The following is a 24,965-nucleotide window of genomic DNA, read 5'->3' as shown; positions in this document are numbered from 1 at the left end:
ATTATTAAGTAAACTTTAATTTTCGGGAAACTGATCTTTAATGCATCTCATTTTTGAAACTCTCGTCAATATAGCGCGCAGACTTCCCCTGGGGCGGCCTGGTGGAGGCTGGAGAGGTGGTGAGACTACAGATGGGCCTGGAGCCAGGCGGTGCTGCGCTGGAGTTCACCCTTTTGGTAGGCGATCTCGGCATCCTTTTTACCCGGTCCATCCGGTGCTTTAAAGCTGGGGATGGCTTTGCCTTTTTTCGACATTTCTACCCAGGCCTTGAAGGCGGCGGTATCGCGATAGCCGGGGTAGGGCTTCCAGAATTCTTCGCTCTTGTAGTTCATCGGGCGGGCAAAGCCTGAAATGGTCTCCACCTGGAGGGGGACGCCAGGGGCGAGCTCGGCAAAGCGTTTGGCGTAGGCTTTAAAATCCACCAGTCCTTCACCGATGGCGGTCCACTGCACCACGGCGCCTTCTTCCGTGTCCCACACCATGCTGTCACGCACGCTGGAGCAGACGGTGAGGGCACCGAGGGCCTCCAGATGCGCCATGGGCTCCTCCATGGCCCAGACGGCATTGCCGGGGTCAATGTTCGCGCCGACGTAGCCCTTGCCTGCGGCTTCGATGAGGGCCCTCAGCTCGTGGGATTGCATGTCGCCGGCGTGGTTTTCGATGGCGATTTTGATGCCTTCGGCTTCCGCGCGGGATTGGTTGGCCTGGATGACTTTGAGAATGGCTTCGATGTGCTTCTGGATGCCGCCATCTGTGGCGCGGTCTTTGTTATTTCCCAGGTAACAGCGGGCCACGGGCGAGCCCAGGGCCTTGGCCACACGGATGGTCAGGGCTAGATGCTCCTCTGGGGTGCCATAGGTGTCCTTCCAGGTATTCGAGGTGGGGCAGACGGAACCCGTGCCCACATACAGCTTGAGCCCGGCTTTGTCGGCCTGCTCTTTCAGGCCCTTGAGGTAGGCCTCTTCGAAGTTTTCAAAGATGTGCAGTTCTGAGATGAAGCAGGTGTCCAGCTTCAGACTGGCGGCATGGTCAATGTACTGGCCCGCCTTCCAGCCGGTGGCGCGCACGGAAAAGTGGTCCATCCCGATCAAAGGGCGCGAGTCTGAAGCCTTCAGCTTGGAGGCGGTGAGGGCGGCAGTGATGAAGGCAGACTGGTGGAGAAAGGCGCGGCGGTTCATGCAGACGGGAGTGAAGAGAGTCTGACATCAACGGTCAAGCCTGCAGTTCCCTGTCAGACATCCTGAATGAAAGCCGCCTTGTCTGCCAGGACTGGGCGCGTTATGAAACAAGTTAGCCATGCCCGCCCTAAACCCCGAATCCGACCTCCACTGGATGAGCCTCGCCCTGGAGCAGGCGCGCCAGGGCATCGGCTTCACCAGTCCAAATCCAGCCGTGGGGGCGGTGATCGTGGCGGAGGGTGAACTGATTGGCCAAGGGTTCCATCGTCAAGCGGGTCAGCCCCATGCGGAGATTGAGGCACTTAAGGATGCCCGCATTCGCGCGCCCGAGCGCATCGCGGGCTCCACCATATATGTCACGCTGGAACCGTGCAGCACGCAGGGACGCACAGGCCCCTGCACCTCCGCGATTCAGGCCGCAGGCATCACACGCGTGGTGTGGGGGGCGCAGGACCCAAATCCCAGCCACGTGGGCCGTGCGCAGCAGCTTTTAGAAAGCGCAGGCATCGCCGTGACTACCGGCATCCTGGAAAGCGAGTGCCAGGAAATTCTGCGCCCTTTTGCTAAATGGATCACCACGGGTCTTCCGTACGTCATTGCCAAGGCTGGGCAGAGCCTGGATGGTCGCATCACCCGCCCTCCCGGTGAGGGCCCCTGGATCACCAGCGAGGCCGCCCGTGCTCATAGCCAGGGCCTGCGCGCTCGGGTAGATGCCATCCTGGTGGGAGCGGAAACAGTGCGGCAGGACAATCCCCGTCTCACCCTGCGAAACGGCAGCCTCAAGCCACAGCCCTTTCGCATCATCCTCACCCGCAGCGGTCATCTGCCCGCAGACGCGTACGTCTTTACCGATGCCTATCAGGACCGCACCCTTGTGCTGCGGGATCTGGCCTTTCCCGAGGTCCTGCGGGATCTCGCCGCCCGTGGCATCACCAGTGTGCTCATTGAGGGCGGTAGCAACGTGCTCGGCCAGGCCTTTGCTGCGCGCTGTGTGGACGAGGTATGCTGGTACATCGCCCCGCGTCTCTGTGGGGGCGGGCTGCCTGTCATCGGCGGTCCAGATTGGCAAAGCTCCGTCGCATTGGAAAACGTCACCCTCTTGCCCATTGGCGATAACCTCTGCCTCACAGGTCGTCCTGTTTGGCCTAACCTAGAATCTGATCACGCATGAGCCGACCGGTTGTTTTTTTTGACCGCGATGGAGTCGTCAATCTTTCTCCAGGAGCCGGATACGTCCTCCGCTGGGAAGATTTTCATTTCAGTCCGGGCATTGTCGAGGCTCTGGCCTTTTGTCGAGCTCGTGGTTACGCCACCATTTTAGCCACCAGCCAGCAGGGGGTGGGCAAAGGGCTGATGACCCAGGCCACGCTGGATGACATCCATGCCCGGATGCAGGCAGAGCTGGCTCTGCACGATGCCGCCTTCGATGGCATCTACGCCTGCACCTGCCTTTCCAAAGACCCCACCTGCACCTGCCGGAAACCCAGTGCTGAGATGCTGCTGCGTGCAGCCCAGGAGCACGATCTCGATCTCGCCCACAGCTTCATGATCGGCGATGCTGATCGCGACATCGAAATGGGCACCCATGCCGGTGTCCCCATCAGCATCCGCATCGAAAGCGAAAACCCCCACCTCGTTTCCGCCACTCATACTCTGCCCGATACACGCGGGCTGAAGGCACTGCTGGAGACGTTATTATAAATCTTAAGATGAACAACTTTCGCAGGCCCTTTGTCTGCCAAGTATTCTTCTGCATGAATCATGAACTTATCCGCTGGGTAGTGGCCGAGGCGAATACGCATCCCCTGCTACAAAACCTCTACTTCACGGCCTTGCGTGAGGGGCAGCTGGATCGCGAGGTATTCCGGGAAACGCAACAGCAGTTCTTTTTTGCCGTGCGCTATTTCTCCCGGCCCATGGCGGCACTGACGGCGCGCATGCCAAGCTCTGCGCTGCGCCAGGGGCTCATCCACAATCTTTCTGAGGAACATGGTTTTGAGGATGGAGATGAGGGGGAAAGCCCAGCAGGCTTTGACCCTAGACTGGCGCATGACATGAGCTTCCAGCAATTTTTGGCCACCCTTGGTGTGTCTCGCGAGGAGGTGCGACGGCTGCGGGAAGGGCCCGCCGTCCGGGCCTTTAACACCAGCCTGATGGGGACCTGCCTCATGGAGCCCATCGAAGTCGCCTTCGGGTGTCTGGGCGTCATCGAACACACTTTTGCAGACATCTCCGCTCTCATAGGTGAGCAGGTGGTGAAGCAGGGGTGGATTGCTTTTGAGGACCTTGTTCACTACAAGCTCCATGCAGAGATTGACCAGCGCCATGCAGCGGATTTTTTCCAGATCGTCGCAGGATCATGGGATCGTGGGGGCGAGAACCGCGCCGCTGTACAGGATGGCGTGAAGCTGGGCCTGCATGTCTTTAATCGCCTCTATGAGGATCTTTTGGAGGAAGCCCAACCTACCCGCCCTCATGAGCCTGCCACCGCCCACGCTGCCGCCTGAGCTCCTGCGCCTCTGCCACACGCGGGCTGCTGGCCAGCATGTGCTGCGCCTTTTCATCTTCGCCGGGCTGTATGGCGCGGCGGCCTGGACTGCCTGCACGGCTGCGGCGCAAGTCACGCACGGGTGGCAGTGGCTGCTGCTGGTGCCGCTGTATCTTCTCGCGGCGGCCTCCCTGCATGGTGTTAGCCTGTTTACCCATGAGGCTGTGCATGGTACGCTTTCTCATCGTCGTTTCTTGAATGCTATGGGCGGTTCCTTGTGCGCCATTCCTGTGCTTCAAAACTTCAGCGCCTACCGTGTGCTGCACCTGCGCCATCATCAGCACCTGGGGGAGGAAAATGATCCTGATCACTACGCTAGCTACACCCGCTGGACTTGGTTGGTGTTCATCATGAACTGGCTGCGGCTGCTCATCGGATATCCCATTTACATCACTGCGATTCCGATTCTCGGTTTCAGGCATGGCACGAGGCGTGATCGGGTGGGTATCTTAGCGGAAGTCGCAGCCACTCTCATGCTCATCTGGCTGGCTTTGGAATGGCTGCCCGCTCGGTGGTTGTGGCATGGCTGGTTCATCCCCATGCTTTTCATCAATACCATGGTCAATATCCGCGGCATGAGCCAGCACACGCTACTGGAACATGCGGATGATGAGGTGCGCGGCACGCGCACCATTCTCACTTATCCCATCGTTCGTTTCTTCATGTGCAATGAAAACTACCACCTGGAGCATCACCTCTACCCCGGTGTGCCGTGGCATCATCTACCGCAGGTGCATGAGGCGCTGAAACAGCCACTGAAGGAGCAGGGTGCACCCTTTATCCGCTCCTACTGGGCATTTGTGCAGGAGTTCGTCACTGGTAGCCTCCGGCGTAGCCCGCTGGGTCCGAAGCAAAAAGTGGAGCCTCGGGTATGAGACCAGTCCCAGCTAGACATGAGTTTCTGTTCTTGGTTCTCGGCTCCGGTGTCCTGGCTGCCCTGTTTTGGGTGAAAGGCGTGCATGGCCTAACTATAAGTGCAGTGTGTGGAATGGTGGCCTATGCTGTCTTGTTGTGGAGGACGCAAAGCGGTGACCGCATGCGGCTGGTCGGTAGCTATTTAGTGGCTTGGGCCTTTTATGCTAGCTCCTCCACTCTGGTAGAGGTGCTGGGTATTCCACTGCGGCATCGGGAGCTGCTGGAAGCGGATGCTGCAATGTTTGGGTCATCACCTGCCATCTCATGGCAGGGGCGTCTGGCCCTGTGGGCAAACGAAGAACTGAGTTTCGGGTACTTGAGTTACCACCTTTACCTACACTGGGTGTTGTTGGATGCCCTGTGGCGCGATCCGTCTTGGCGTAGCCAGATCAGCGCACCTTTGTTCGCCGCCTTTGGCCTCGGATTTGTTGGTTATCTATTGTACCCCGCTGCGCCTCCCGCCGTCGCTTTTCCTGAGCTCTTTTCAGAGCCGGTCAAAGGTGGGGTGCTCACTGCCTGGAACCAGCAGATCAATAGCATGATGGCCGCCAGATACGATGCGTTTCCAAGCCTACATTTACTCATCACGCTCACGCTGCTGGCCTGGGACTGGGCGCACTTCCGCGCTCGCTTCTGGGCCATGCTGGCCCCCTCTGCTCTCATGATGGTGGCCACCGTCGCTCTTAGGCTGCATTATGCTGTGGATTTGCTCGCCAGCCTGCTGCTCTTCCTTATCCTTCAGATCTGCCATGAACGACCTGCCCCCCGCCGATCCCTGGGCTCTTGAGGCCGCCAAGTTGCCTCTGGCCTTTGCCCAGGTGCGGGAAGATCCCGCGCTGGATGTGGAGCTAGCCACGGCTTTGCCTGAAAATGCCACCGTCGTCATGATTGCTTCTGGTGGTGAAACATTGATCCAGCTCGCGCGCCTGCCACTGGCCCGCATCCATGCGGTTGATGTGAATCCCGCCCAGTTGGCCTTAGCACGGTTCAAGGCTCATCTTGCCACCCATGAATCGGCCATGGTATCATGCAATCTGTTAGGCCATGCGCCTTTGCCAGCACTAGAACGTGAAGAAGCGTTGCTTCCTCGGCTGGAGATTCTGGATTTACCCGCGGATGTCTTCGGTCCTCCGTCCTTGGTGTCCGAGCATGGGCCGGATCATTTGGGAAGGTATGAACGCTGCTTTGCCACACTGCGTCAGGCTCTACCCCCGGGCGTGTCAATAAACCAAAACGGTTTGGATGAAGCCTTGGCGAAGGTGATGTCCCTGGCCAATCTGGTGGCCCTTTTTGGCCAGGAGGCCACTCAAAATCCGCGTCTGCCTTTTCATGAACATTTCGCCTGGCGCACACGGGTGGCACTGAGCCGTGCCGATGCCGCAACCAATCCCTTTTTGCACCAGATGTATGGCGGACGTTTTGCCCCAGGCTGTCCTTATGACTGGTTAAGATCCACCGAGCCGCTGCAAGCAGAAATCGTCTGGCATCAAGGTCGTATGCAGGAAGTCCTGGATGACCTTCCGCCTGCGAGTGCGGACCTAGTGCACCTTTCCAACATCCTCGACTGGCTTCCCCCCGCCCATGCGGCGCAGACCCTTGCAGCGGCAGCGCGGGTGATGAAGCCGGGCGCGCGTCTTATCATTCGCCAGCTTAACTCCACGCTCGAAATAGAGACGTTGGTCGATGGAATCCGCTGGGATCGAGCCCAGGGGGAAGCCATGGAAAAACGAGACCGCAGTTTTTTCTATCCCCGCATCTTGGTTGGCACCCGACTATGACTCTGCACTGCTATTCCGAGCCGCCGCCTAGATGGATGGGTGAGGCGCTGGAGAGATTCGAGGGGCAGTTCCGATATCCTCTAGGGGACAGCGGCCACTTCTCCATCTCCCATGGCCGGGCGTATCTGCCATTTTTTACCGCCATGGGACCAGCGACTTTGCTTGTTGTCGAGCGCGAAGGGGAGGTCATAGGCACTCTGGCGCGGGTGCAGCGCTGGCTGCATTGGCAGGGTGAATGCCCGATGACGCAGTTGGCCCATTACCTGTGCGATCTCAAAATCAGCCCGCAGGCGCGTGGCAGTCGTGTGCTCGCGCTGCTGATGAATGAGGCGCGGCGGCAGATCGAACGGAGCAAGTCGCGAAGCTGTTATGGCATCGTCATGAACGGCACTGGCCGCCTGCCTATTAGCTATACAGGGAGAGTGGGGATTCCACTCTTTGAAAAAGTGGCCGAGATTGTGGTGCTCCGTCTTTCTTCATTGCAAAATACTGAGGCCAAAGCGGGCCATGCAGTGGAGAAAACATGTCCAGGCCCTCCGGCTTGCATCGTAACAGGCGGGCGCTCCGGACTGCGTTCTCAGATGCCACCCGTGCCGATCTTGGATGAAGGAGGGAAAATGCGCGGTCTGCTTGAAGATACCCGACTGAGTAAGCAGCTATGGTCTGATAGCGGTGTGGAGATGGTCTCTGCCCACCTTTCCGGGTTGTATTTTGACACTGCCCAGCAGGGTGCCGAGACGATTCGGAGGGCCGTTCAGGAAGCCGCACTGCAACAAATGCCCGCCGTTTTCACCGCCGTCCCCCGGTCTCAAATGGCAGTCCTGCGGCTTTACCTCAAAGATCTGAAAGTGGAAGAAGCTCCAGCCACAATTTATGGTCATCGGATTAAAGCTGGCTATGACTGGTGGGTGGACACAGCTGAGATCTGACGGCGCCGTCTTCACTTTCTTTTTCGACATGACTTCCGTTACTATTTACACTGATGGCGCATGTAGCGGCAATCCGGGCCCAGGTGGCTATGGGGTGTTGCTGCAGGCGGGCGCGCACACCAAGGAACTTTCTGAGGGTTATCGTCGCACGACGAACAATCGCATGGAGCTGATGGCTCTCATCAAGGGCCTGGAGCTGCTGAATCGCCCCTGCACGGTCACGCTTTTTTCCGATTCCAAATACGTCGTGGATACGGTGCAAAAGGGCTGGGCTAAGAGCTGGAAAGCTCGGGGCTGGGTGAAGGCGGACAAGCAACCTGCGGTGAATGCCGACCTCTGGGATCGCGCCTTGAAAGCTCTGGAAAAACACAAGGTGACCATTCGCTGGGTGAAAGGCCATGCTTCCAACGCGGGCAACAACCGCTGTGACGAACTCGCCGTCGCTGCTTCTAAATCCGGTGGGCTTCAGGCCGATGAGGGGTATGAACTGGCGAAGGCGAAACCTGCATCGTTGCTTTAAACGAAAAGGGGAGGGGTTCATGCCCTCTCAGGTTCACAATCACGGGCGTTATGGAGTCACTAACTCCAACGCACTCTTCAGATTTCCCTGAGCCCGTAGGGCTCTCCATAAATAGCCGGAGGTGAAGCGAGCTTTGGCGAGCTAACCTCTGGTATTGAATCATGATCCTGCTATCCCGAGGCTACCCGGAGGGTAGGCCCATCACCTGCTCATTTCATGAAGTTACCCCTACTGGTCTGAATTCCTCAAGGGGCTTAGCTCCTCCTAGAACACTTTGACCTTTAAAACGGGTGTGTCATTTCTTTTTACCACGGCACGTGGCTACCTACACCCAGATTCTTTATCATATTGTCTTTGCGACCAAACATCGCGAGCGAGTGCTTGACCAAGCTCGTCGCGATGAGCTGTTTCGTTTCATCTGGGGCGTGCTGAAAAATCGCCAATGCCATCTCTATCGGATCGGAGGAGTGGAAGATCATCTGCACATGCTGATCAGTCTTCATCCCAGTGTGGCTCTTTCGGATCTGGTCAAAGAAGTCAAAACGGCATCATCAGCCTGGATCAAGGGCCAAAAGGTATTTCCCAATTTCACTTATTGGCAAGAAGGTTATGGTGCCTTTACTTGTTCGTTGGAGCAGAAATCGGCCTTGATTGACTATATTCGGAATCAAGAAGCCCATCATCGTGAAGAGACGTTTCGGCAGGAGTACGAGCGTCTCTTGTCTGAAGTTGGTTTAGCTATTCATGACCGTGACAATGAAGGGTAGTGGGCTGAGGGATGAGGCGGAGTGATCGGGCAACCCTGCGGGTTGTCCCAGATTGGGAGGACCTCATCGGCGCGCATCCGGAGGTTGGCTCGCCGAGGCTCGCGGCACCTCCGGCTATTCATGGGTAGCCCTACGGGCTGAACAACAGGCGGAGTGATCGGGCAACCCTGCGGGTTGTCCCAGATTGGGAGGGCATTATCGGCGCGCATCCGGAGGTTGGCTCGCCGAGGCTCGCGGCACCTCCGGCTATTCATGGGTAGCCCTGCGGGCTGAACAACAGGCGGGGTGATCGGGCAACCCTGCGGGTTGTCCCAGATTGGGAGGGCATTATCGGTGCGCATCCGGAGGTTGGCTCACCGAGGCTCGCGGCACCTCCGGCTATTCATGGGTAGCCCTGCGGGCTGAAGAATGGGACCATGAAATCGCCATCAGTCAGGATGTCTCACTCCTGGGCTGTGGCTTTTGTGAGAAATCCTCCGAGCTCCACCGCTCTACTTCTTCCACAAGATCCTTGCCGCATACACGCTGTTGTCGGCACCGAAGGCATTTTCGGGTGGGACGATGATGTTTGGGGGCGTGTTTTGCATCCACTCGGCCACGGTGACCCAGGTCTCGTTTTCGCTGACTTCGGTGACGGCGAAGTTGCCCAGGCGCACGCCGCGCTCGGGCACCAGGATGCGCTCGGTGGAGCGGATGACTTTGAGCGTGTCAGGATTGACCTGAGCCATCACTAGTGGGGCTCGGTGGCGGACGATGTGGTCGTTGTTCAAGCCTCTGCGGTTGTAAACGAGATACAATCCATGGTTATGCGTGACCCAATGCTGCTGGGTGTTGTAATTGCCCAGGTCGCTGCCGTCTTCGAACTGCCAGGGCTGGATGGGGCCGTAGTTCAGGCCATCGGTGCTGGTGGTGACGTAGGCGGCGGTGTCGTTGCGGAGGGTCAGGTAAAACTTGCCTTGATAGTGGGTAAGCGATGGCTCATACACACCACGGCCTGACTCCAGCTTGAGGTCGTTGCCTTGGCCGAGGCATTTTAAAGTTTTCCCGTCGAAGCTGCATCGAAGCACGGTGACGCTGTAATACTTATCGCCTTGGCCCTTGAAATAAACAGGCAGCAGAATGTCGCCATTTTCCAGATCGAAGCGCTGTACACAGCCCGCACCTGAGTTGAAGAATTTAGCTTCCTTCGGCATTTCAAGCGTGGCCCATGGGGACCAAGTGTGGCTTTTTTCATCATAGACGGCGTAGCTGGTGCCGCGCTTTTGGTCATGCATGACTTTATCATTCTGGTAGTGAACGGTGTGACCCGTGCCTAGCAGCTTGCCCGACTTGGCATGCCATTTGGGGGTGAAGTCGCAAGCAGCCACAATGATGTCCCCCGGCATGTTGCGGCGGCCTAACGTTTGATCGTGTTGCTTGATCGGGCTCCAGGTTCTCCCCAGATCATCCGTGCGTAAATCATTGAGAGCAAAGAAGACGTCGCTACCCGTGAGGAGAAGCTTTTGCATCGTCATCACCACCGTTGGAGTGGGGCCCGGGATGGCACCCGCACGAGGATGCACCCAGCAGGTTTTGCCATCGTAGCCGCTGGTAACCGTCTCCAGTTTCACCTCATAAGGCAGCCCTTTTGGGGGTGGTGGCAGGAGTTGTAGGTAAGGGCGCAGTTCAGGAACTTCACGTGCTAAACCTTCCGCCACGAGACGTGCGATCATGCGGGCTCCTTCTTTATTGAAGTGGGTGCGGTCTGTGTCTGACGGGGCATAACGCAGGCAAAACTTTTCGCCCATTTGATTGCCGAACCACAGGCTGCGCTGGTGCAGATCAATGACGGGCACTTTCATCTGCTGGCCCACCTCCTTCACGGCCTCCACATAAGGCCAGAGGGTGGAAACCAGTTTGCCATTTTCATACACACGTCGCACGACGGATGTGATGAGTACAGGCTGGCCACCAGCGGTGCGCACTTCTTCGATGAAGCGGCGCAGATTATCCCGGTAGTCGCCTTTGGGATCCGTGGTGCGTTCGCCTTTGCCGGGCTGATCGTTATGACCAAACTGAATCAAAACATAGTCTGGGTTTTCCGCGATGACCTTGTTCCACAGACCCAGACTGCGAAAGCTTTTGGAACTGGCTCCACCCCGCGCATGATTGACCACGGTGGCCTGCGGCAAGAACTCGTGTAGCATCTGCCCCCAGCCTGCCAGGTCCGGCCGATCCTTCTTGGTCTGGGTGACCGTGGCGACTGTGGAGTCACCTGCCAAGACAATGCGGGGCCCGTTTTGAGCGAATGCCAAAACGCTAGAAGCCAGGGTGAGAGCGAGAATCAAAAAACGCATGGACTTATTAACGTTCACCAAAGGTTGTTGCTCTCAGCGACGTAGGTGGCTTGGTCGCCAGAGTGGATACTTTTCTCCTGATGAATGCCATTACTCGCCGATGCCGCAGGCCAGGAGCACTGTGTTTCAAAAGCTGACCTAACCAAGGATGAAGTCATGCCCATGTTTCTGATGCCGCCCGCGTTTGGCCAAATGATCCCCGAGGCGGATTTTGTGAATCTCGTCGGGTGGTTGCTGGGGAAATGAATCTCTGTTAAAATTCTAGTGGGTCGCAGCTCAGGTGAGTGTCGCTGTTTCCTCCTGCAAATAAGTCCTTCCCCTGTAAAACCTCACCACCAAGAGAAACAGCGCAGCAGTGACCGCCATGCACTGGACAAAGAACCAGTAGTAAGCTGCACCGTTTAGGCTACTGGCAAGACCGGCTTTCTCAATGGAGGCATTGACGAGAGAAGTGAAGACATTGCCCAGAAAGACGCTGGAATAATAGACGGCCATGATGATAGACTTCAGCCGCGCGGGGGCCTGGCTGTAGCTGAACTCCAAGGAGGTGATGGAGATCATGATTTCTGCCCCGGTGATGAGTACATAAGCCAGCACCTGCCACCAGATGCTGGGCCGTTCACCGGCACTGATCCAACTTTCCACCAGGGCAGGAATGACGAATGAGATGGCAGCGAGGATAAAACCTGCCCAGATCTTCCTCAAGGGTGTGAGGGTGAACAGACGGCCTAACCAAGGATAAATCACCCAGGAGAAAAGCGGGATCATCAGCATGACCAAGATGGGGTTGGCGCTTTGAATTTGATCTGGCAACACGGGGTAGCCAAACAGATGCAAATCCATGCGAGTGGCCTGGGCCACCCAGCGGGAAGCGGTCTGATCAAAGAGGGACCAGAACATGGCGATGAACAGGTAAATCATCACCAAGCCCGAGAGTGAGCGCACAACCTCAGGGCGCACCAGCTCTCTCATGAACTCCCTTGGCTGCGGAGGGATGTGGGCGAAACGCTGGCGGCCTAACCAAAAGAGGACCGTGGCAAGAAACATGAGAATGCCTGGCACGCCAAAGGCCACGTGTGGGCCATAGTGCTTCATGAGCCAAGGCGTCAGCAAGGTCGCGAAGAAAGAACCAAAGTTGATGGAAAAATAAAACCAGTTGTAGATGCGAGGTAGGAGATGGGCGTTGGTTTGACCGAATTGATCTCCCACGTGCGAAGCCACGCAGGGTTTGATGCCGCCTGCTCCGATGGCCACCAGTGTGAGTCCCCAGAAAAGCCCATCACGTGTGCTGTCCAGCGCCAGCACCAGGTGCCCCAGGCAATACACCAGCGATAGAGAAAGGATGGTCTTGTATTTACCCAGCCACAGATCAGCAATGAGGCCACCTGCCAGTGGGGTAAGGTAAACGGCAGCCATGTAAGCGTGGATCCATTTGGAGGCTTCAGCCTCGCTCATGAGATCCTTAGCTCCTTCATGAGTCACCAAGGCGGTGGTCATGAAGATCATGAGGATGGTGCGCATGCCATAGAAGCTGAAGCGTTCAGCGAGCTCGTTGCCAATGATATAGGGAATGCCTGGAGGCATCGTGGGCGTGGCAACGGGTGCGGTGCGGTAGGCCATGGGAGTGGTTTCGTTGTTAGTGGGCATCTTTCCTTTGCGCCCATTTCTTTCTTGCTGCGAGTGCGCGCAGGGTTTCATCCAGGCGCTTGGCGATGGTGTCTGGCTGTTTCGCCATGCCTACCCACACCTTGTATTCGCGCTGGTAGGTCGGCTTCAATTGGTCATAGAACGCAGCGGCTGCTGGGTTCTTTTTTAGCCTCGCAGCCAGGGCCTCCGGCATGGGCCATTCTTCGCGTGGGGGCGCTGGGGGTTTGGGCTGGGTAGGTTCAGCATCCAGCAGGACCGCAGCACGGAGTAAAGACCTGAGAGCGCGCAGATTCAGCCCCTCCAATCCGTTAGGCAGGTCTAGGCTGTGGATGGAGGCATTCTCCAGACCATGGTTAAAGAGGTGCGTGGGGTCGGGTAGATCGCTGCCTCGATAAAAGGTGAGCTGGGCGTGATCTTTAAACCCGCTGATGCCACACACTCGCTTTTTTAGGCTGTAGCAAAGCATATTAGAATTGATAGACTCCTTCAAGTCTGGCTCCCAGCGGAAGATGAGGTCACGCAGTTCCTCGCACACGGCTTTCGAGCCCTCTGGGCAGGTGGCGATCCATTTTTCAGGGTCAGAGGTGCGTGAGCGGCGGCAGTCCATGCAGACTTGGAATACAGGTCAAGAAAATCTAAGTGACAAGACTTTCGTCAAAGGAGACGCTTTTTAAGTTGGGTGAAGAGAGGGTTCTGGAAAAGGATGCTTTCCTGTCACGTAGCTAAAAGACTGCTGATTTCCCCAACCATGAAAAAACTTGCCCTATTCATGCTCGCTGCCACACCCGCGCTCTGGAGCGCGGAAGTTTTTGAGGCCCATCTGGGGCGTGAAAAGGAGCTGCCAGGAGGGAAAGAGGCGGATGGAATTCGGGGAGACTTTGTGCTGCGCAATGATTTGGTCGAAGCGGTGATCTCCCACAATGCACCGAATCGCCGGGCAAATATGAGCACCTTTTATGGAGCCGATGGCATGTCCCCTGGGTGCCTCTATGATCTGACGCTACGTGGCGCGGCCAATGACCAACTCACGGCCTACTGCCCGGCCGGATATGGTCCTGTTTCTTATGTGCGCATCGTCGAAGGCACACCGAAAGGTGAATCTGCGGTGGAAGCGGTGACTACGGCCGCGAGCCATGGTGGCATCTACAAACGGAACGAATATCGCGTCAAGGATGGCCAGCAGGGTGTCTTCATCACCACCACGCTGCGCAATGAAACGGACAAGCCACAGAAGGTCGGCACCAAGTCAGAAATGACCCGTTTTAATAACAAGGGGGATACTGTGGATGGCATCTTTTGGGTGGATGCGGTGAATCCCGCTCATCGCTGTGGATATGCCATCGCGAGTCTGAAGACCGAGGGGGTGAAAAATTGGGGAGGCGATATCGAAATCGCTCCTGGGCAGGAAGTCGTAGCTACGCGCTTTTTTGCGGTGGGTAATTCCCCAGCGCAGGCGGTGGGCGAGGCCTTGGCCGCCCAAGGTAAAAAGGTGGGCTGGGTGAAAGGCACGTTGAAGTCTGAACAGGGACCTGTGACTACCGCCACGGTGGCCGTTCCGTTTACGAAAGTGCCAGTGCCTGCCTATCCGAATGACCAAGGGGAGTATGCGTTTCGTGCGTTGCCCGGACCTCTGGAACTGACCGTGGCCGACCTAGGTCGTGCCGAAGTGAAGCTGGCTGTGAAGGTCAAGGCGGGTGAGGAGAACCGTGCGGAGACGATGCTCTCAGCCGCCGCGCGCATTCGTTTTGAGATTGCCGATGAAGCCGGGGTTTCCATCCCTTGCAAGGCCCACTTTGAGCCGCTGGATCAAGAGGCCTTGAAGTTGGATCTGGGCCCGAAAGAACGCGCCCACGGCTGTGTGGACCAGTATCATAGTGAGAAGGGCCAGTTCACCGTGCAACTGCCTCCAGGCAAGTATCGAGTCGTGGTGGTGCGTGGGCCGGAATACGGTCACCTGGCCCAAGAAGTCACTGTCGAGCCTAACAAGGAATTTGTTTTTAAAGGAACTCTCAAGCGGCTGGTGGATACCACTGGCTGGATCAGCGCAGACTTTCACAATCACAGCACGCCTAGCGGTGACAATGTTTGCGATACGGATGGCCGCCTCATCAATATCGCTGCAGAGCATCTGGAGTTCACACCCACCACAGAGCATAACCGTTTCTTTGATTGGGAGCCCACGATCCAAGCCCTGGGACTGAGTCCATTCATCAAGACGGTGAAGGGCGTCGAAATCACAGGTTCGGGCCAGCACATCAATGCCTTCCCTTTTGAGCCGGAGGCTTTTGTGCAAGATGGTGGGGCACCTGTGTGGAATAAAGACCCACGGGTGACGGCCCTGACGCTGCGCCGCTGGCAGGGGGAGCGGGCAGACCGCTGGATCCAGTTCAATCACCCGAACCTCACGGACATGTTTGTGGACCGGGATGGGGACAGTGCCGTGGATGGAGGGTTTGTGGGCGTGGGGACAATGATTGATGGCATGGAAGCACAGAATGGGGGCAGCACAGACATCCTCCATGATGCGCCGTTCAAACTCGCTCGATCTGGCAAATCCCTAGCCACCAAGGTGACGCAGTGCCGCGAATTCATGTGGCGCCAACTTTTGAATCAGGGTCACCGATTGGTGGCTGTGGGCGTGGCCGATGCCCATGCTGTGTATGGCAATGGTGTGGGCTGCTGGCGTGTTTACCTGCCTAGCAGCACGGATGATCCAGCGAAGATTGACTGGGCGGAACTGTCTCCGAAAGCCAAGGGTGGCAACATGGTGCTGACCACCGGGCCTTTCCTGCAAGTGAGCACAGCCGATGGCAAAATGGCCGGTAACGATGTTAGCTCCCCCGGTGGTGTCGAGCTGAAGGTGAAGGTGCAGTGTACCGATTGGCAGGACATCAACCGCGTGCAGGTGCTGGTGAATAGCCGGCCCGATCCGAAGCTGAATTTCACCCGCGAAACGCATCCCCAGATGTTCCAGGATGGCGTGGTGAAGTTTGACCAGACTCTGCAAGTGCCACTCAAAGAGGATGCCCACCTCATCGTCGTCGCCATGCATGAGACCATGGATCTGAAGACCGGTTACGGCACCAGTAGCTATGCCAGCATGCGCCCCTGTGCGTATAACAATCCCATCTATGTGGACGTGGATGGCGGGGGTTTTAAAGCCAATGGAGACAACCTGGGTTTTGACCTGCCGCTGTCGAACCTGACGGTGGACCAAGCCAAGGTGCTGCTGGAAAAGAAACCGTAAAGGATCTCTGGGCGCTGTCTCGAAGTTGGCTGGGAGTGAATTCCCGGCCATAGGAGGCAGCGCCAAAGTAACCAGAGCTTTAGCTCGCCCAGATGCCGTCTTTGATTCGGCTCGTTATGTCTTCAGCTCGGCATGAGAGCTTCGGCCTTCCCAAACAGCCGGATAGTTTGCCGGTGAGGTTTTAAGAGGGATCGAGGTACCTGGGCGACATACACATCCGGCCTACGGCAGAAAGGCTTGGCGAGAATAGACCCTGCACAGTTCTTTGGCTATTCTAATGCTGAATAGCCTTATCCCGGCCCTCATCCTCGCGCCACATTCAGGATGCTGGCGCAAGGTGCCTGCGGGGCGTCTTTTACCAGCCGTTCTTTTTGATGACGGCTTTCTTGCGGAGGCCTTCCATCCACTTATCAATAACGGCTTTGGACTTCTCGTTGGAAATGGCGCGCTCGATTTCCTGGCGCACTTCGCTCATGGGCTTGGAGTTGCCGTACTTGATGGCATCGCAGGCGATGATGATGTAGGCCGCTTCGTCATCAATGACACTGCTGAGGCCACCGGTTTTGAGGTTGAAGGCCACGTTGGCGATGGAGGGCTTCATCTGCTCACGGGACATCCAGTCCCAGGCACCACCGTCTTCGGCATGGCTGTCTTGAGAGTAAGTTTTAGCGGTGGTCGCGAAGTCAGCGCCTTTGACCAGCTTGGAATGGATTTCCTGGGCCATCTTTTTCTGGCTGGCAGGGGTGGCGGTGGCTTCACCGCTGAATTTAGCCACGGTGATGGTGCTGATTTTGATCATGTCGCCACTGCGCCATTTAGCGACGTTCTTTTTGTAGTAGGCCTCCACTTCGGCCGGTGTGGCAGGTGGCTGCTCGGCAGCTTGCTTGCCACGCATCGCCTGCACGATCATCATCTTCTCGCGCATGTCGCGGAACTTCTTCAGGGTCATGCCAGACTCGGCCAGTTCCTTGACGAAGGCTTCACGGTTGCCTTTGAAGCTTTCGCGGATGATGCCGTTGATGTCATCATCCACCCACTGGCTTTTGATGGCAGCGCCCATGCGCTTGAATTCCGCCAGGACGAGTTCGCGATCAATGAGGCCATCCAGAGCGGTGGCCTTCAGGGTGGCCATTTCACGCTGCAGGGCGGCTGGGTCGTTTTGATACTGCATGCGCAGCATCTGTTCTTGTGCATTCACCGCATCGCGCACTTCGGATTTGGTGATGACATTTCCATTCACAATGGCAGCGATGCCATTGCTGGAGGATTGCGAAAAAGCAGGCACTGCCGAGCAAAGCAGCGCCGCGAGGCAGGTAAGATGGCGCAGGGAAACAGACATGACGAGGAATTCAGCTCACGCTTAACCGCACGCGCCCCCGTGGCAAGGGCAAAACCAGCGGGTTCAGGCGGCGTTCAGTTTAGCCAGCATGGGCTGAATGAGCGGTAAAATATGGGAATAATGGGTGCTGCCGCCTGCACGACTGAGCTGGGAGGCAATGAGGTCTGCATCACTCACCACATCCGCGGGCAAAATCTCCTCGTGGCTGTGCCCCTCGCAGGAAGCATGAGTGTGGACAAAGGCAGAGGCACCCTCTCGGGTGATGGAGACTTCCAGGCAGGGGGCGATGAGGCGCAGGGATTGGAGCGCGCAGCCCTCGGCTTTTTCAATGAGCTTCACCTGGATCGTCTTCCCATCGGCCTTGCTAAAAGCGAGGCCAGGGGCCGACTCATCCAGGCTGGCACCCAGGCGCTGGGCGATCCACCCGCCAAGCAGGAGGGCGGCGCAGGTCTGCCCCTTCGCATGGGTGATCTCGAGCGTCTCCACCATGGGCAGGTGCTCGCGGGCTTTGGCGTCTTGAAAGCTATTTGCCAGCGCGGTGCGCAGGAAGTGGCTGCGTGTCCAGCTCAGGTCCCGAACGTCAAAGGAAGAGGCTGCGCGGGCTTCCAGCAGCATGGCAAATTCTGAAATCGGGGCAGACCAGCGGCTGCTATCAATGATGAGGGTGCCGATGCGGCTGTAGAAACGTTCCTCGAAATTTTTCGTCAGATCCCCCTGCCACCAGATGATCAGCGGAAGATCCGAATCCAGGTGTGCGAAGACGATGTTCTGGACTTGGGCCGCATCGCCACCTTCCAGGACAAAGGAAATCTGCTCGCTACAGACGATTTGTTTCCCCTGATAAGGGCGGCACAGGGCATTGATCCAGGCGCGGGCACGCGGGGGTTTAGCCTCTGGCAGGCAGGTGATGAGGAGGGCGCGGCAGGCATTGTCCGCCGTGATGCGGGCCATCTGCTCATTGTTCTTCACCACGCTTTCAGGGTCTTCGCTGTAAATGGCAAAGTTGATCAGCGAAGCCCGTGTTTTAGCCTCATCGCTGGACCACAGGTCCTTGAGTGCACGGTCAATCTTCGGCAGCGGAACTTCGGTGCCGAGGCAGGAAAGGGTGTCTTCAGTGAGGGGCATGAGAGTTAAAGGGAGCGTTTGAGTTCGCGGCGAATCCATTGAGGGTCTTGGCGCAGGTCAATGACTCGGTGGATCAAAAGGCGATCAGATTCGACGGTGTAGTAGATGCCTCGATGGAATTTTTTCAGGAGCATGCGGTAGAACCGGCCTTGGTGAGGATGAATCCCGTAACTGTCAGATAGGCCGCGAATGCCAGTGAGAGTGGATTGGAGGAAAATATCCCCTGTCCCCGGTTCTTGATCTTCATAGAAATGCCACCCATCTTCGAGATCTCTCTCGGCAGAACTGAGGATGATCAGCTTCATCGAGACTGGAGCTTGGTCTTGAGACGAGCCTCCACGGCATCAATTTCATCACCCGTTTCGAGGCCCGCGTGGTAACGATCATTTTGTTCCTCCAGATCTTTCACGAGCCATTCCGGAAAGGCGTCTTGATCCGTCGGCTCAGGGAAGAGCCGATCTACCAGAGCATGGAGCAGCTCTTTCTGTTCCTCAGGGGTGAAACTGTGGATCATCAACGAGGCGTTCATGGGCACAGTTTCGTCTGAGAACGGGTGAAAAACAATCAGATGTTCCTTAGAGCGTGCGCCACTCGCGGCCGTCCTGGCGCAGGAGGTCATCGGCCTCTTTCGGGCCCCAGGATCCGGCGGGGTATTCGCACATGGTCGGTGGGTTTTCCGTCTTGTGCCAGGCGTGCTCGAGTTCATCAATGAACTTCCACGCGCTTTCCACTTCGTCGCGACGGGCAAAGAGGGTGGCATCGCCGGCCATGGCGTCCAGGAGGAGGCGCTCGTAGGCCTCGGGGCTGGCTTTGCCAAAGCTGCTGCTGTAGCGGAAGTCCATCTTCACCTGCTGCATGGACAGGGCCTGACCGGGTTGCTTGGCCAGGATGCGCAGGGCGATACCCTCATCCGGCTGGATACGGATGACCAGGGTGTTTTCGCTGCTGCCGGGGAGACGCGCGGTGGCGAAGGGGACCTGTGGCGGTTTTTTGAAATGCACGCTGATCTCCGTGGCCTTTTTGGGCAGTTGCTTGCCCACGCGAATGTAAAAGGGCACTCCCTGCCAGCGCCAGGTATCAATGTAGAGGCGCAGGGCCACGTAGGCCTCCGTATTGGATTCCGGATTCACTCGGTCCTCCTGGCGGTAGCCCACACGCGCGGCTCCGTCCACACTGCCAGCCGTGTATTGAGCGCGGATGACATTGGCCCCCACCGCTTCAGGCCCCACCAGCGGGCGCAGCGCGCGGATGACCTTCACCTTCTCATCGCGCACACTGTCCGCGCTGAGGTCGGTCGGCGGCTCCATGGCCACCAGAGAGAGGAGCTGGAAGAGGTGGTTTTGCACCATGTCACGCAGAGCCCCAGCGGTGTCATAGTAGCCACCGCGGCCACCTTCCATGCCCAGGTTTTCGGCGCAGGTGATCTGCACGTGGTCAATGTAGCGACTGTTCCAGTTCGGCTCAAACAGGGCATTGGCAAAGCGCAGCACCATGATGTTCTGCGCTGTTTCTTTGCCCAGGTAATGGTCAATGCGGTAGGTGTCCTTTTCCGCAAAGGTGCCCGCCACGGTTTCATTCAGCGCCCGGGCGGTGACCAGGTCCTTGCCGAAGGGTTTTTCACACACTACACGCGCCCACTTACCATTCACCCCTTCATGCAGGCCTGCCTCACGCAGCATCTCCAAGATGGGTTTGAAAGCTTCTGGGGCGGAGGCAAGGTAAAATAGGCGGTTGGCTGGGGCACCGCGCTCTTCATCGAATTTGTCCAGCAGATCGGCCAGGGCCTTGTAGCCTTCCAGGTCTTCAAATTCGCTGCGGTGGTAATGGATGGTTTGGGCAAAGTTGGCCCACAATTCCTCATTGTGACCCTGGCGGCTGTTTTTGCGATTTCCCTCTTCCAATTCTTTGCGGAAGACGTCGTCAGATTTGTCCCGGCGGGCAAAGCCCACCACCTTAAACTGGGGGGGGAGGTCTCCCTCTGCCGCCACATTGTAGAGCGCGGGGATGAGTTTGCGGTTCGTCAGATCGCCCGTGGCGCCAAAGATGACCACGGTGCAAGGCTCTGCGCGATGGCGCTGGAGAAGCGTTTCTTGAAAGGGATTTTCCAGTTCAGGCATGATGGGAAAGGGCGTAGAGAGTAGCGCACCCCCCACGGCTGGCAACTAGCGATGCAGTCTCTGGGCCAGGACATGGATGAAAAGGGTTCATGGATGGGATGAAATGACTGGAGGGAAGGGGTGAGACAGGATTTGAACTTTAGGATTTCCCCGCGTAATCCCTCCAGGGTTCTTACGACGCTGCCATGATTCTCGAAACAATGCTTCAGAGGCTCTTCGCCAGCCTCGTCCACGGTCCGTCCATGAATGCACGGCCGCACCGTTCCCGGCAGCGATGCGACTGGATGGATCTGACCTCACTCCAGGGACTGGACCCAGCCTCGGCGCTGAAGACCTTGCTGGAAAAGCGAAAAATCGAGTTTCCGGCCAAGGTGCCTGCCTTCAGCGCCCCTGCTTTTCCTGAGGCGGAGTGGTCCGACGAACAAAAGAAAGCCCGGGATGCCTTTCAGAAGCAAACCCGTCTGCTGAAAAAGCTGCGCGACATGGCTGATGACGCCCTGGAATACATGAATGACCATGGCGAATCCTGCCTAGCCCTCGGTTTCCCCCTCATTTCCATGCCCCCGGTGGCGGATGAAAAATCCCTGCGCGGCTCCAGTCGCGTGCTCGCACCGCTGCTGCTCATGCCGGTGAATATCCAGGTGCGCACCGCCTCACGGGCCGGGGTTACCTTGGAATGTGTGGGCGAAGGGGCCGACCTGCTGGTGGCCAATCCAGCCCTCGTCGCCTGGCTGGAGCGGCAGACGGGCAAGACTCTGGGAGACCTTTATTTGGATGATGAAGCCGCAGACCCGTGGCGTGAGGTCGAGGAATTGCTGAAACAGATTCAGACGCTGCTGGATCTACCCATAGCCCCTGCTTTCCATAGTGACACGCTTCTAGAGACCGTGCCGCTGCTGGAAAAACTGCCGAAGAGCGTGACGGTGCTGCCCTCCGCCGTGCTGGGGCTTTTCCCTCTGTCCAATCAGTCCCTGCTGCGAGACACGCGCTGGATGCTGGAAAATCAGGCCATCTTGCAGGAACCGGCGTCCGCTTTTTTGAATCCTCAGGCGCTGCATGAGGTGTCGGAGGAAATGGCCGCGGAAGAAACCATCGCGGTCCAGGGGCGTCACTTTGCCCAGGAATGGTTGGTTTCTGCCGCTGATCCTTGCCAGGCCAATGCGGTGCTGGCCTCTCGCGAGGCCAAGGCGCTGGTCGTTCATGGCCCACCCGGAACAGGGAAGAGCCAGACCATCACCAACATGATTGCAGACCACCTCGCCCGTGGGGAGCGGGTGCTGTTCGTCTGTGATAAACGCACGGCTCTGGACGTGGTGAAGTATCGCCTGGATGCCGTCGGCCTCGGTGACCTCTGCGGTGTGGTGCATGATCCTAGTGGAGATCGCAAAGACTTCTACATGGGCCTGAGAGGAAAGCTGGAAACGCTGGCTGACATGCCTTCGCCTAAGGATCCCCGCAGTCAACTCGACTCGGTCAACAAGCAGCTCGCTGCTCTGCATGCGGAGCTGGAGGGCTGCCGGAAGAAGCTGCACCTCACTCCCGATGCGGCAGCGCAGAGTTTTCATGATTTGTTAGGCGCCTGGCTGGAGTATGCGGCCAAGGATCACCCCGCTTTGGCGGAATCCATCCCTTCACTGTTGCCTGCGATGGTGGAAGAGGCCTCGACCTCGCTGGATGAAATCTGCCGCCGGGCGGAGAAGGCGGGTTACCCGGCCAATCCGTTTCGCGATCTATTGGACATCGGTCTGGCGGATTTTCTGGGTCGCTCATCTTCAGATGTTCGGGCCACGTTGGATGCTCTCCATGCTGCCGCCGAAAAGGCTGATGCGCTGAAGCCGACTTCAGCGGTCGCTAACTTGGATCCCGCTAAGCCTCTCTCCGGTCAGGCTGCCATGCGGGATTCGTTGGTGAAATTGCTGCGGGAACTGGCCGCGGAGCAGGACCTCTCGTTCGCTCAGGCGTGTGTGGTTTTGCCGGAAGCACGTCGTCAAGAACTGCGCAAGGAACTGCCGGATGTCACCACTTGGCTGGAGCAGGCGGGGCCAGCGCTGGATCGCAGTCTCGTCAGCAGCGCACGCAGCGCCGGATTGCTCACGTTGGCGTTGGTGAATCAGCATCTGGCCTCGCTCCAGGCCTGGGAAAGTGTGGCGGGGAGTTTCTTCAAGCGATTGTTTGCCGGAGCCACAAAGACGGCAGCAAATGCGGCCTTGATGCCTCTCGGGTTAACTCTGGCCACAGGCTGGCAGCAGGGACTGGCTTTTTATCGGGGGGTGAAATATCGCTTGCTCGTGGCGGATTGGCTGGCCCGTGTCACCGGCATTGCCAGCATCACCTTACCTGAGGAGGTCGAAATGCACAGGCAGGTGAAGGTGGCCCAAACGGCCTGGGAAACCCACGCTCTCTTGCTCAACTTGGGCTGTGCCGATTCGTTGGCTGCCAGCTTGCAAGATCAGGCTTCCGTGGAATCACTTGCCGTTAGGCTGGAGCAGGAGGGCCAGTGGGCTCATGCATTGAATCAGCTCACCACGCTGGTCGCGCAGAGTGGGCTCTTCGCGGAAGCTGCGCCCAGGGAGTTGTTATCCCGGTGGCTCAGCGCTGGCAGCGTGCAGGAGACCACCCGCAGTTGGCAGGTACACGCTCCTTCGTTGGAGGACATGGTGCGTCTTCAGCATGCGCTGGGGCAGTTGCCCCCTTCCTTGCAGGATCCGACGCGGAAGCTTCTTGTCCAGGGTATCGCCTTTGAAGACCTGCGGGCCACCTTCATGCATCAGGCTGTGGAGAACGGGCTGCGCGAGCGTCTGCGCCAGGACCCGGAGCTTGCCGCCATGGATGGCGAGCGTATCGAGGCTGCTTTTGATGCGTTTTTAAAACTGTCTCAAGAGAAGCCGCAGCATGTGGGTGACTACATCCGGTTTTTGTGGGTGAATCATCAGCGTGAGCGCCTGCTGGCCAGCACGGGATCTCAGCTCAATAAACAAGGGGCTGGGCTACGGCAGCGACTGTATGTGAAAGGCAAGAAGGCGCTGAAACTGCGCCAGATGCTGGCCACTGGCGCGGAAGTGGAAGGGGGAGACCCGATCTATGATCTCTGCCCCGTGTGGATGGCCAGCCCCTCCACTGTTGCGCAGATCTTCCCCCGCCAGCCCATCTTTGATGTCGTCATCTTTGATGAGGCCTCCCAGTGCCGTCTTGAAGAAGCCCTGCCTGTGTTGCTGCGCGGTCACCGAGTGGTCATCGCTGGAGATCAAAAACAATTGCCGCCCACGCGCTTCTTTGAATCGGCGTTGGCTGATTCCGGCGATAGCGATGCGGAGACGGCTGAAGAGCTGTTTTATCAACAGCAACAGGAGGCGGAGGACCTCCTCACTGCCGCGCTCAACCTCGATGTGAAAGAGGCCTACCTGGATGTGCATTATCGCAGCCGCAATGAGGCGCTTATTGGTTTCTCGAACGAGCATTACTACGGCTCCCGCCTTCAGCCCATCCCGGGGCATCCGCGCAATAAAGCTCTCAGCACCCCCATCCGCCTGCATCGGGTCAATGGGGTTTATCAGGACCGCGCCAATGTGCAGGAGGCGGAGGCTGCAGTGAACCTCATCGCCGAACTGCTGGCCAACCCCGAGCCTCCCTCCATCGGAGTGGCCTGCTTTAACCTCACGCAAAAAGAGGCCATCCATGACGCTCTCGCCAACCGCGTGACTCAAGACCCCGATTTTGCCCGATTGTATGAGGTGGCGAAGAGTCGCAAGGGAAGGGATTCCTTTGAAGGACTGTTTGTTAAAAATCTCGAAAACGTGCAAGGAGACGAGCGGGATGTGATGATCATTTGCACCACCTTTGGTCCTGATCCGCAGGGCAAATTTCGCCGCAACTTCGGTGCGCTCTCTCAGCGTGAAGGTGGGCGGAGGCTGAATGTCCTGGTCACTCGCGCTCGCGATGCCGTGCATGTGCTCACCTCCATCCCTGCGGCAGAATACAGCGTGGCCGAGGCAACACCACCGGGCCAGATTCCCAATGGCCGCCTCCAGCTTTATGCTTACCTGCGATATGCTGAAAAGCTGGCGGCTGTCTTTACCCATTATCAGGAGGAACTGGAAAAAATGCGCCGGGACACCCAGCCAGAATTGAAAAAATGGGACAGCGCCACGCCTTCCCCTCTCGCGGAGGCCTTTGGCCATGCCCTTCTGGATCGTCACCAGACTGGCACGCACATTCATTGGGGCAATGAAGGTTTCTGTGTGGATGTGGCCTGTATTCACCCTCTGATGCCAGCGGATGTGACCGTGGGGGTGCTCACGGACTTTAGCCGATTCCATAAAACGCCGGACCCCATCGAGTGGGACATCTTCCGCACACGCGTCCTTCGCGCTCAGGGGTGGGAACTCCAGCGTCTGTGGTCACCCGTCTTGTTCCGGCGGGCGCCGGAGTCACTGCAATCCGTGAAGGATGAACACGACCGCCTCTCTCTGCCACCCACGGATAAGCAGGTGGCAGCGATGGTGGAGTGAGGTCGGTTGAT

21 protein-coding genes are annotated in these 24,965 nt (G+C 57.7%); 12 read left to right on the top strand and 9 right to left on the bottom strand.

Annotated features, from left to right (window positions below; all coding sequences use genetic code 11):
* Positions 1-125 precede the first annotated feature (125 nt).
* Complete coding sequence (locus HNQ64_RS02745) at positions 126-1,178, bottom strand: sugar phosphate isomerase/epimerase family protein (RefSeq protein WP_184205099.1); 1,053 nt, start codon at positions 1,176-1,178, stop codon at positions 126-128.
* Positions 1,179-1,296: 118 nt separating this feature from the next.
* Here HNQ64_RS02745 and ribD point away from each other — a divergent pair, with 118 nt between their 5' ends.
* The 9 genes from ribD to tnpA all read left to right on the top strand — a co-directional run bounded on the left by ribD (position 1,297) and on the right by tnpA (position 8,635).
* Positions 1,297-2,349 (top strand): bifunctional diaminohydroxyphosphoribosylaminopyrimidine deaminase/5-amino-6-(5-phosphoribosylamino)uracil reductase RibD, encoded by a 1,053-nt coding sequence (gene ribD / locus HNQ64_RS02740; protein WP_184205096.1) that lies wholly within the window; start codon positions 1,297-1,299, stop codon positions 2,347-2,349.
* Positions 2,346-2,879: a D-glycero-alpha-D-manno-heptose-1,7-bisphosphate 7-phosphatase gene (locus HNQ64_RS02735; RefSeq protein ID WP_184205093.1), complete on the top strand. Its 534-nt coding sequence runs from the start codon at positions 2,346-2,348 to the stop codon at positions 2,877-2,879. The genes ribD and HNQ64_RS02735 overlap by 4 nt, the downstream gene beginning before the upstream one ends.
* A 53-nt stretch (positions 2,880-2,932) precedes the next feature.
* Positions 2,933-3,685, top strand: coding sequence for a TenA family transcriptional regulator (locus HNQ64_RS02730; protein ID WP_184205090.1), 753 nt, complete (start codon positions 2,933-2,935; stop codon positions 3,683-3,685).
* Positions 3,654-4,601 (top strand): fatty acid desaturase family protein, encoded by a 948-nt coding sequence (locus tag HNQ64_RS02725; RefSeq protein ID WP_184205087.1) that lies wholly within the window; start codon positions 3,654-3,656, stop codon positions 4,599-4,601. The genes HNQ64_RS02730 and HNQ64_RS02725 overlap by 32 nt, the downstream gene beginning before the upstream one ends.
* Entirely contained in the window at positions 4,598-5,428 is an 831-nt protein-coding gene (locus HNQ64_RS02720) for a phosphatase PAP2 family protein (RefSeq protein WP_184205084.1), read from the top strand. Before HNQ64_RS02725 ends, HNQ64_RS02720 begins: the two co-directional genes overlap by 4 nt.
* On the top strand, positions 5,391-6,419 hold the full coding sequence (locus HNQ64_RS02715) for a DUF3419 family protein (protein WP_184205081.1): 1,029 nt from the start codon (positions 5,391-5,393) through the stop codon (positions 6,417-6,419). The genes HNQ64_RS02720 and HNQ64_RS02715 overlap by 38 nt, the downstream gene beginning before the upstream one ends.
* On the top strand, positions 6,416-7,348 hold the full coding sequence (locus tag HNQ64_RS02710; RefSeq protein ID WP_184205078.1) for a hypothetical protein: 933 nt from the start codon (positions 6,416-6,418) through the stop codon (positions 7,346-7,348). The genes HNQ64_RS02715 and HNQ64_RS02710 overlap by 4 nt, the downstream gene beginning before the upstream one ends.
* 28 nt (positions 7,349-7,376) lie before the next feature.
* The gene (gene rnhA, locus HNQ64_RS02705; RefSeq protein WP_184205075.1) at positions 7,377-7,868 is read left to right on the top strand and encodes a ribonuclease HI; all 492 of its coding nucleotides are present in this window, start codon (positions 7,377-7,379) and stop codon (positions 7,866-7,868) included.
* A gap of 317 nt (positions 7,869-8,185) precedes the next feature.
* Positions 8,186-8,635: an IS200/IS605 family transposase gene (tnpA, locus tag HNQ64_RS02700; RefSeq protein ID WP_184205073.1), complete on the top strand. Its 450-nt coding sequence runs from the start codon at positions 8,186-8,188 to the stop codon at positions 8,633-8,635.
* 491 nt (positions 8,636-9,126) lie between these two features.
* Here tnpA and HNQ64_RS02695 read toward each other — a convergent pair whose 3' ends face one another.
* A complete protein-coding gene (locus HNQ64_RS02695; protein WP_184205070.1) occupies positions 9,127-10,971 on the bottom strand; it encodes a GDSL-type esterase/lipase family protein in 1,845 nt (614 codons plus the stop codon).
* Between the two features lie 84 nt (positions 10,972-11,055).
* Between HNQ64_RS02695 and HNQ64_RS02690 the strand changes: the two genes are divergently transcribed.
* Positions 11,056-11,217: a hypothetical protein gene (locus tag HNQ64_RS02690; protein ID WP_184205067.1), complete on the top strand. Its 162-nt coding sequence runs from the start codon at positions 11,056-11,058 to the stop codon at positions 11,215-11,217.
* A 30-nt stretch (positions 11,218-11,247) separates the two neighbouring features.
* Here the strand turns inward: HNQ64_RS02690 and HNQ64_RS02685 are convergent, their stop codons facing one another.
* Together HNQ64_RS02685 and HNQ64_RS02680 are read right to left on the bottom strand one after the other, a co-directional pair.
* Positions 11,248-12,618 (bottom strand): POT family MFS transporter, encoded by a 1,371-nt coding sequence (locus HNQ64_RS02685; RefSeq protein ID WP_246430918.1) that lies wholly within the window; start codon positions 12,616-12,618, stop codon positions 11,248-11,250.
* Entirely contained in the window at positions 12,608-13,225 is a 618-nt protein-coding gene (locus HNQ64_RS02680) for a YdeI/OmpD-associated family protein (protein WP_184205063.1), read from the bottom strand. The genes HNQ64_RS02685 and HNQ64_RS02680 overlap by 11 nt, the downstream gene beginning before the upstream one ends.
* 141 nt (positions 13,226-13,366) lie before the next feature.
* On the opposite strand from HNQ64_RS02680, the gene HNQ64_RS02675 reads away from it, so the two are divergent.
* Positions 13,367-15,865: a CehA/McbA family metallohydrolase gene (locus tag HNQ64_RS02675; protein ID WP_184205060.1), complete on the top strand. Its 2,499-nt coding sequence runs from the start codon at positions 13,367-13,369 to the stop codon at positions 15,863-15,865.
* Positions 15,866-16,220: 355 nt separating this feature from the next.
* Here HNQ64_RS02675 and HNQ64_RS02670 read toward each other — a convergent pair whose 3' ends face one another.
* The 5 genes from HNQ64_RS02670 to zwf all read right to left on the bottom strand — a co-directional run bounded on the left by HNQ64_RS02670 (position 16,221) and on the right by zwf (position 20,446).
* Entirely contained in the window at positions 16,221-17,204 is a 984-nt protein-coding gene (locus HNQ64_RS02670) for a peptidylprolyl isomerase (RefSeq protein ID WP_184205057.1), read from the bottom strand.
* 63 nt (positions 17,205-17,267) lie between these two features.
* Entirely contained in the window at positions 17,268-18,329 is a 1,062-nt protein-coding gene (locus HNQ64_RS02665) for a glucose-6-phosphate dehydrogenase assembly protein OpcA (protein ID WP_184205054.1), read from the bottom strand.
* A gap of 5 nt (positions 18,330-18,334) precedes the next feature.
* The gene (locus HNQ64_RS02660; protein ID WP_184205051.1) at positions 18,335-18,634 is read right to left on the bottom strand and encodes a type II toxin-antitoxin system RelE/ParE family toxin; all 300 of its coding nucleotides are present in this window, start codon (positions 18,632-18,634) and stop codon (positions 18,335-18,337) included.
* Complete coding sequence (locus HNQ64_RS02655; RefSeq protein ID WP_184205048.1) at positions 18,631-18,858, bottom strand: hypothetical protein; 228 nt, start codon at positions 18,856-18,858, stop codon at positions 18,631-18,633. Before HNQ64_RS02655 ends, HNQ64_RS02660 begins: the two co-directional genes overlap by 4 nt.
* A 46-nt stretch (positions 18,859-18,904) precedes the next feature.
* Entirely contained in the window at positions 18,905-20,446 is a 1,542-nt protein-coding gene (zwf, locus tag HNQ64_RS02650) for a glucose-6-phosphate dehydrogenase (RefSeq protein ID WP_184205045.1), read from the bottom strand.
* Positions 20,447-20,631: 185 nt separating this feature from the next.
* Here zwf and HNQ64_RS02645 point away from each other — a divergent pair, with 185 nt between their 5' ends.
* Positions 20,632-24,954 (top strand): AAA domain-containing protein, encoded by a 4,323-nt coding sequence (locus HNQ64_RS02645; protein WP_184205042.1) that lies wholly within the window; start codon positions 20,632-20,634, stop codon positions 24,952-24,954.
* Positions 24,955-24,965: the final 11 nt, after the last annotated feature.

The organism is Prosthecobacter dejongeii, assembly GCF_014203045.1.
Lineage (GTDB): Bacteria > Verrucomicrobiota > Verrucomicrobiia > Verrucomicrobiales > Verrucomicrobiaceae > Prosthecobacter > Prosthecobacter dejongeii.
This window is presented reverse-complemented; position numbering and strand designations above follow the sequence as displayed.